Below are 8,060 nucleotides of genomic sequence, written 5' to 3' on the forward strand. Positions count from 1 at the left end.
GTGATAAGGGTCGTTCTAACGACCCTTATCACTCACGACCCCCGCGGCCGACGCCACCTGTACCCCTGTCGCCACACCTGTCACTGTCCATAATGGACGCATGCGCCCGGGTGTCGCGTCAGCTGTCGTTGCCGACAAAGAACTCAGGCCAAGAGGTTGATCAACTTACGCTACGTGGCATTGGGCTCTCTTGAGGGTTAAGGCAAAGGTGGCGCCTTCGGGCGAGGTGGTGCCTGGGGTGGCGCGGCACCGCACTCGCGTGCTTGAAGGCGGAACTCGCGTGCTTGAAGAGGGATCTCGCGTGCTTGAAGGCGAATCTCGCGTGCTCAGGCCCCGCACACCCTGAGTTCGGCATCCAGCACGTGAGATGCGTCTTCAAGCACGCGAGTTACGTGCTCAAGCACGCGAGCCACGCCTTCGCTCTGGCCGCCAACCCCGCGAACAAGTCGGTCACAGCGAGCCCGGGCACCACGCCACCTTTGCCTTACCCCTCAATAAATGCGGGGAGGGGAGGGGAGGGGACGGGGGGAGGGGCAGGGGGAGGGGGAGTCCAAGGGCGAGTCCGAGGGGAGGGTCAGGGCGTCGTCCACTTCTGGTTCGCGCCGCCGCCGCAGGTCCAGAGCTGAAGCCTGGTCCCGTTCGCGGAGCTGTTCCCGGTGGCGTCGAGACATTTGTTCGCCTGTGGGTTGACGATGTCGCGTGCCCCGCTGACCGTCCACCGCTGCGCGCCGGAACCGTTGCAGTCCCAGAGCTGGACGACGGCGCCGTCCGCGGTCGAGCCACCGGAGACGTCCAGGCATTTGCCCAGCGCGCGGATCGTGCCGTCGCCGCCGACGGTCCAGTTCTGCGCCGCGTTGCCGTTGCATCCGGTGAGCTGGATCGGGGTGCCGTTGGCGCTGTTCGCGCCCGCGACGTCCACGCATTTCCCGCCGATACCGGTGATGCGGCCGGTGTTGCCGGCGGTGTTGCTGGAGTTGACGTGCACGTAGTCGACGACCAGGCGCTGCGGGAAGACGGTGACGGAGTTCGGGTCACCTGGCCAGTACCCGCCGACGGCGAGGTTCAGGATCAGGTAGAAGGCATGGTCGAACACCCAGCGGTTGCCGTTGAGGTCGGCCGGGGTGCGCGTCTGGTACAGGTTCCCGTCGACGAACCACTTGATCTGGTTCGGCGCCCATTCCACGGCGTAGGTGTGGAAGTCGTCGGAGAAGTTCGGCCCGTTGTAGCCTGCGCCGATGCCGCCCGCGCCGGAGTATCCGGGGCCGTGGATGGTGCCGTGCACGGTGTTCGGCTCGAAACCGACGTTCTCCATGATGTCGATCTCGCCGCTGTTGGGCCAGCCGACGCTGCCGATGTCGGTGCCGAGCATCCAGAACGCGGGCCACATGCCCTGCCCTCGCGGGAGTTTCATCCGCGCCTCGTACCGGCCGTAGGTCTGGCTGAACTGACCCTGGGTGGACAGCCGCGCGGAGGTGTACTCGCAGCGGCCGTACCAGCAGTTGTAGTTGCCCGGGTTTTCCTTCTTCGCGGTGATGACCAGGTTGCCCTGGCCGTCCAGTGCCGCGTTGTTCGTCCCCGACGTGTACCACTGGCGCTCGTGGTTGTTCACGTTGTCGCCGGTCTCGAAATGCCACTTGGACCCATCGATCCCGGCGCCGGCGGGACCGTTGAAGTCGTCGGTGAAGGTGGCGGCCATGACGGCGGCTTCGGAAGCGGGGGCCTGTGCCGTCGCGGGGAGTGAGCCGAGGAGGACGGCGGCGGCGAGGACAGCCATGGTCCTTCGGATGACGTGGCGGAACCGGGAGATGGACATCGTTGTCGCCTCTCTGACCGTTGGGGAAATCCCGCGCGGCAGCGGACGCGGGAGAACGGAAAGCGCTGGCAGAGCCACTTTGTTGTGCCTGACAACAAAGTATGCATGGTCTCTACCACGGCGACAAGACGTCGAGTGCCGTATTTTTTAACCTCGAATTAAGGCCGTGCAGAAGTCACGGCGAGTGATCAGGCGGCGGTCCCGCGCTTCGACCCGGCCGTCCTCGGGTCCGCACCCTGCTCCAGCAGGGCGGCGACCGGCAGGGTGGCGGCTCCTATGGCGACGGCGTCCGGCCCGAGCTGCCCGAGTTCGATCGCGGTCTGGTCGAACACGTGTTTCAGCGCGTGCTCGCCTGCCGAGCGTCGGATCGCGGGCAGATGCTCCTCGCCGAGTGCGAGCCCGGCCCAGCCACCCAGCACGATCCGCTCCGGGTTGAACAGGTTGACCAGGTTGCCGATTCCGGCGCCGAGGTAACCCGCGGTCTCTTCCAGCACCTTCGCCGCGGCCTTGGACTTTCCCGCCGCCTCCAGCAGGGCGGCGAACTGGGTTTGCTCGTCCTCGCCCGCGGCGGGTTTCCCACCACGCGCCTTGCGATAGCGCGCGAGGACGCCCTCCGCGCCGACGTAGGACTCGAGGCAGCCGCGCGATCCGCAGCGGCATTCCTGCCCGCCGTAGACGATCGTCGTATGACCCCATTCGCCGGCGCTGCTGGTGGAACCCCGGTACGTGGTGCCGTCGGTGACCACGGCGGCGCCGACGCCGGAGCCGATCAGGACGATCACCGCGTGCCGGGCGCCGCGGCCCGCGCCAAACCACATTTCGCCCTGGCCTTGGGTTTTCGCGCCGTTGTCGATGAACAACGGCAGCGAAACACCCTCCGCGCGCAGCAGATCGGTGAGCGGGACTTCTTCCCAGCCGATGGTGGGCGCGTGCACGCGGAGTGCCTCACCCTGCTCGACGGTGCCGGGAACGCCGACGCCGACGCCGAGCACGGTCGCTTCGTCGATACCCGATTCCGCGATCACTTCCCGGATCCCGGACGCCACCTGGGTGACGGCCGAACCCGCGTTGGGGCGCGGGGAGGCGAGGGGGTGTTCGACCGTGGCGAGCCGGTTCATCGTGAGGTCGAACAGTTCGACCTTGACGCCGGTTTCGCCGATGTCGACGCCCGCGACGTGGCCGTACGCCGGATCGACGCGGAGCAGGACGCGTGGCCTGCCGCCGTCGGATTCGACCAGCCCGGCTTCGGTGATGAGCCGTTCTTCCCCGAGTTCCGCGGTCACATTGCTGACGGTCGCGGCACTCAGGCCGGTCAAACCGCTCAATTCATGGCGGCTCAACGGCCCGTCGAAGTAGAGTTTCGACAGCAGGAGGGAACGGTTGTGCCGCCGCAGGTCACGGACGGTGGTGCGCTTGGCAGGCATGCGAGTACCCATCTTGTGGTGGCGGACCTTTCCAGGATGCCTCACGACCTTAACCTTCGCCATATATTAACTGGTGAAATAAGGCGGACCGGAGGGGAGGAAGGCGCGATGCCGGTGGGGAGTCGGGATCTCGGCCTACCAAATCGAAGGCGCGGTCGCCGAAGACGGACGAACACCGTCCATTTGGGACAACTACGGTCAGTCGCCCTGGTCGATCGACCACGGCGACACCGCGCGTTCACCGACGTCCCCGATGAGCGGGTTCGTCCGCGACGAGGACCGCGCCGCGTATCTGTCCGCGCATATCGCGGCCACGGCAGCCGCGCGACAGGCGGGCGCGGACGATCAAGCAGAGCGGGCTCGCGTACCGCGACGTCGTCGAGCGGGTGCGCGGCGGGCGGCGGGCGGGTCTGCCCCACCAGTGATCCGGCGGCTCGCTCCATTCGATCCGCAGTTTCGTGCTGACCATGTCGATCATCGTCAACCGGCTGGTCGGGGTGATCACGATGGTGGTGCTGCAGCCGCGGGTCCAGACCACGTTCGGCGGCAGCGAACTCGCCTACCAGCAGTCGGTTTCCGCGATCACGGTCTGGACGAGCGGGACACTGACCCTGATCGTCAGGCAGTGGTACCTCGATCGCCGCCCGGTCAGGAAGAAGTCAGCGACCGCGCGATGATCGTCCGCTGAACCTCGGACGCGCCTTCGTAAATCCGCGGCGCCCGGACCTCGCGGTAGAGGTGTTCGAGCAGATGTCCTCGCCGTAGTGCCCGTGCGCCGTGGATCTGGACGGCGGAATCGACGACGTACTGCGCGGTCTCGGTCGCGAACAGTTTCGCCATCGCGGCGCGGCCGGCCAGGTTCCGCTCGCCCGCGTCGTAGGCGGCGGCCGCGGCGTAGACGAGCAGGCGCGACGCTTCGGTGCGGGTCGCCATTTCGGCAAGGGTGTGCGCCACGGTCTGCTGCTTCAGCAGTGGTCCACCGAACGCGACCCGGGCCTGGGCATGGGCCACGGCGGCGTCGAGCGCGGCCTGCGCCATCCCGACGGCGAACGCGCCGACACTCGGCCGGAACAGGTCCAGCGTCCGCATCGCGACGCCGAAACCACGGTCCTGTTCGCCGAGCAGTTCGTCCCGTTCCACGCGGACGCCGTCGAATACCAGGGTGCCGATGGGATGCGGGCTGACGAGGTCGAGGTGTTCACCGGAAAGCCCAACGCGGTCGGCGGGGACGACGAACGCGGAGACGCCACGTGAGCCCGCTTCCGGCGTGGTGCGGGCGAAAACGCTGTAGAAATCGGCCTCGGGGGCGTTGGAGATCCACATCTTCTCGCCGGTGAGTCGCCAGCCGTCGCCGTCCGGTTCGGCGGAGAGTTCCAGTGCCGCGGCGTCCGAGCCCGCGTTCGGTTCGGTGAGCGCGAAGGCGGCGACGGCGTCACCGGCGGCGACCGCGGGCACCCATTTCGCGACCTGCGAATCCTGCCCGGACTGCAAAACCGGATACGTACCCAATCCCTGCAGGGCCAACGCGGTCTCGGCTTCGGTGCTCTGGCTCGCGAGGGATTCCCGCAGGAGACACAGATCCGTCGCGGCGGCCTCCCGGCTCGGGCTTCCGCCGTCGACGCCGGGGAACAGCCGTGACAGCAGGCCGAGTGCGCCCATTTCCTTGAGCAGTGGCCGGTTCACCGTGCCTTCGGTGCCGGATTCGGCCAGCGGACGGAGTTTCTCGGCGCCGAGACGGCGGACTTCGTCGGCGAAGGCACGCTGTTCCGGTGTCAACGCGAAGGCCGTCATCGATCGCTCCCAGGTCGCCAGCGGGCGTGCGCCGTGCCGGGTTCCCCGGAGCGCAACAGTTCCAGCCGTGGTTTCGGGCCGTCCGTGCGGCCGCCTTGCGGTTTCCGGCTGCCCGCCGCGTACTGCTTCGGCCAGGGCATCGGATAGTCCTGTTCGGCGGCGGCGTGCAGTGTCCACTGTGGATTGTAGAGATGCGTCCGCCCGAGCGCGCACAGATCCGCGCGGCCTGCCAGGATGAGCGAATTGACGTCGTCGTAGGAGGAGATCGCGCCGACGGCGATCACCGCGACCCCGTACTCACGACCGATGTCGTTGCGGATCCGGTCGGCGTACGGCGTCTGGTAACTGCGGCCGTACTGAGGTTTCTCCTCGCTGACGACCTGCCCTGTCGACACGTCGATCCCGTCCACGCCGCGCTCGGCGAACGCGCGGGCGATCTCGACGGCGTCATCCACCTCGATCCCGCCGTCGTACCAGTCGGTCGCGGAAATGCGGACCGTCATCGGCCGCTCGGCAGGCCAGGCCGCGCGGACCGCGTCGAACACTTCGAGCGGGAAACGCAGCCGGTTCTCCAGGGAGCCGCCGTAGTCGTCGGTGCGGTGGTTGGTCAGCGGAGAGAGGAACGACGACAGCAGGTAGCCGTGCGCGCAGTGGAGTTCGAGAAGGTCGAATCCGGCGCGGCCGGCGGCGCGCGCCGACTCCGCGAACTGGTCGCGGATCTCGTGCAGTTCGGCGACGGTGAGCTCACGCGGGGTCTGGTTCGCGTCGCTGTACGGGATCGCGGACGGCGCGCGGATTTCCCAGTTTCCTTCCGGCAGTGGCTGGTCGATCCCGTCCCACATGAGTTTCGTCGAACCCTTGCGGCCGGAATGACCCAGCTGGACGCCGATCCGCGCGGGGGTGTTGCCGTGGACGAAGTCGGTGACCCTGGTCCAAGCCCGCTCTTGTTCGTCGGTGTAAAGCCCGCCGCAGCCGGGGGTGATGCGGCCGGTCTCGGAGACGCAGACCATCTCGGTCATCACCAGCCCGGCGCCACCGAGTGCCTTGCTTCCCAGATGCACCAAGTGGAAGTCGGTCGGGACGCCGTCGTCGGAGGAGTACATGTCCATCGGCGAGACGACGACGCGGTTCGGCAGTTCGAGGTTCCCGATCCGGAACGGCTGGAACATCGGCGGCCGGACATCGGAGTCCACAGTGGACGCGAACCAGGTGTCCATTTCGGCGCTGAATTCCGGATCGCGCAGCCGGAGGTTGTCGTAGGTGACGCGACGGCTGCGTGTGAGGATGTTGAACGCGAACTGCGCCGGATCCTGATGTGTGTACTGGCCCATGTTCTCGAACCACTCCAGGCTTGCCTGTGCGGCTCGCTGGGTCGAGGTGACGACGGGGCGGCGCTCGGTTTCGTACGCCTTGAGTCCTTTGTACAAGGCCGAGCGCGAAGCGTCTCCGTTGAGGGTGGTGGCGGGGGCATGGATGGACATATCGGACTGTTCGTGCAGACAGGCGGCGAGCGCGAGTGCGTCCTCCATGGCGAGTTTCGTGCCGGAACCAATGGAGAAATGTGCCGTATGCGCGGCGTCGCCGAGCAGGACGACGTTCTCGTGCCGCCAGCTCGCGCAGCGCACGGTGGCGAACGCGGTCCATTTCGAGTTGTTGGCGAACACCTGGTGGTCGCCGAGGACGTCCGCGCACAGTTCGCGGATGGCCTCGATCGACTTCTCGTCGCTCTCGCCGGGAGCGAGCGACGTCGCGGCGATCTCGCCGAACGCGCGCTGCCAGACGTCCTCGTGGAGTTCGAGGATGAAGGTGCTCGCGGTGTCACTGTAGGGATAGCCGTGGATCTGCATGATTCCGTGCGGGGTTTCGAGCACGTGGAACTTGAAGGCGTCGAAGACCAGGTCCGTGCCGAGCCAGACGTACTTGCAGCGGCGGGTCTGGATCTCCGGCCGGAAGCTTCCGGCGAGGGCGTTGCGCGTCGGCGAATTGACGCCGTCCGCCGCGACGACGAGGTCGTACTCGGCACTCGCCTCGGTCGCGCTCGGCGCTTCGGTGTGGAAACGGACGTCCACGCCGAGTCCGGCGCAGCGTTCCTGGAGGATGCCGAGCAGCCGTTTGCGGCTCATCGCGGCGAACCCGTGCCCGCCGGAGGTGTGCACCGTGCCGCGGAAATGGACGTCGATGTCGTCCCAGCGCGCGAATTCCCGCCGCATGGCGGCGTGGATCACCGGGTCGGCGTGTTCGATGCCGCCGAGGGTCTCGTCGGAGAACACCACCCCGAAACCGAAGGTGTCGTCGGGTGCGTTGCGCTCCCAGACGGTGATCTCGTGATCGGGATGGAGCTGCTTCGCCAGCGCGGCGAAGTAGAGCCCCGCCGGGCCGCCGCCTAACACCGCGATACGCACGTCGTTCAGGGTATGTCGTGGTATGTACGACCGTCAACGATACGGGATATGCTGACCCGTATGGAGCGCATCAATCCGCCAGGACTCGGTCGTCCCTCCGGCTTCTCGCACGCCGTCGCGGCGAGCGGGAGATTCGTCTTCCTCGCTGGTCAAACGGCGTTGGACGAGGAGAACCGCATTGTCGGGGACGGCGTGGTCGAGCAGTTCGAGCGCGCACTGTCGAACCTGCTCACCGCGTTGCGCGCGGCGGGCGGAAAGCCGTCGGACCTGTGCAGCGTGACCATCTACCTCGTCGACATGGACGACTACCGGGCCCACGCGCGTGAGATCGGCGCGGTCTGGAAGCGGCTGGCCGGGAGCGAGTACCCGGCGATGGCGGGGATCGGCGTCAGCCGGCTTTGGGACGTCGAGGCTCTGGTCGAAGTGCAGGGCTTCGCGGTGGTCTAGAGGTCCTGGCGGCAAACCGGGTTCGGCGTCCAGCACGCGAGTCATGCCTTCGCTTGGCGTTCTCCCGTGTCCTGAAGGCCCCCTTTGAGACGATCAACGTCTCAAAGGGGGCCGTCAGGACACGGGCGGAGGCGGCGGGCAGCCCGGTGGAGGGCGCCCCCGATCGGAAGAGCACACCTCAGT

Annotated in this window: 7 protein-coding genes and 1 pseudogene; 3 read left to right on the forward strand and 5 right to left on the reverse strand. The window is 67.4% G+C overall.

Translation table 11 applies throughout. The annotated features are described in order from the left end of the window. Positions 1-574: 574 nt before the first annotated feature. Together AB0M65_RS39235 and AB0M65_RS39240 are read right to left on the reverse strand one after the other, a co-directional pair. Entirely contained in the window at positions 575-1,813 is a 1,239-nt protein-coding gene (locus AB0M65_RS39235) for a family 16 glycosylhydrolase (protein WP_364040161.1), read from the reverse strand. 188 nt (positions 1,814-2,001) lie between these two features. Then, a complete protein-coding gene (locus tag AB0M65_RS39240) occupies positions 2,002-3,249 on the reverse strand; it encodes an ROK family protein (protein WP_364040179.1) in 1,248 nt (415 codons plus the stop codon). 115 nt (positions 3,250-3,364) lie between these two features. Here AB0M65_RS39240 and AB0M65_RS39245 point away from each other — a divergent pair. Continuing rightward, a pseudogene (locus AB0M65_RS39245) lies at positions 3,365-3,457 on the forward strand (family 1 glycosylhydrolase); the annotation flags it as partial. 18 nt (positions 3,458-3,475) lie between these two features. Here AB0M65_RS39245 and AB0M65_RS39250 read toward each other — a convergent pair. Next, the gene (locus AB0M65_RS39250; protein WP_364040164.1) at positions 3,476-3,706 is read right to left on the reverse strand and encodes a hypothetical protein; all 231 of its coding nucleotides are present in this window, start codon (positions 3,704-3,706) and stop codon (positions 3,476-3,478) included. On the opposite strand from AB0M65_RS39250, the gene AB0M65_RS39255 reads away from it, so the two are divergent. Next, positions 3,705-3,914, forward strand: a complete 210-nt coding sequence (locus tag AB0M65_RS39255; RefSeq protein ID WP_364040167.1) for a hypothetical protein — start codon at positions 3,705-3,707, stop codon at positions 3,912-3,914. The two genes, AB0M65_RS39250 and AB0M65_RS39255, sit on opposite strands and share 2 nt — an antisense overlap. Here the strand turns inward: AB0M65_RS39255 and AB0M65_RS39260 are convergent. Beyond that, the gene (locus AB0M65_RS39260; protein ID WP_364040170.1) at positions 3,886-5,028 is read right to left on the reverse strand and encodes an acyl-CoA dehydrogenase family protein; all 1,143 of its coding nucleotides are present in this window, start codon (positions 5,026-5,028) and stop codon (positions 3,886-3,888) included. The two genes, AB0M65_RS39255 and AB0M65_RS39260, sit on opposite strands and share 29 nt — an antisense overlap. Further along, positions 5,025-7,430: a bifunctional salicylyl-CoA 5-hydroxylase/oxidoreductase gene (locus AB0M65_RS39265; RefSeq protein WP_364040173.1), complete on the reverse strand. Its 2,406-nt coding sequence runs from the start codon at positions 7,428-7,430 to the stop codon at positions 5,025-5,027. Before AB0M65_RS39265 ends, AB0M65_RS39260 begins: the two co-directional genes overlap by 4 nt. A gap of 48 nt (positions 7,431-7,478) precedes the next feature. Here AB0M65_RS39265 and AB0M65_RS39270 point away from each other — a divergent pair, with 48 nt between their 5' ends. Next, positions 7,479-7,877 (forward strand): RidA family protein, encoded by a 399-nt coding sequence (locus AB0M65_RS39270; RefSeq protein WP_364040176.1) that lies wholly within the window; start codon positions 7,479-7,481, stop codon positions 7,875-7,877. The last annotated feature ends 183 nt before the right edge of the window (positions 7,878-8,060 follow it).

The organism is Amycolatopsis sp. NPDC051071 (genome assembly GCF_040682875.1).
In the GTDB taxonomy this organism is placed as follows: Bacteria; Actinomycetota; Actinomycetes; order Mycobacteriales; family Pseudonocardiaceae; genus Amycolatopsis.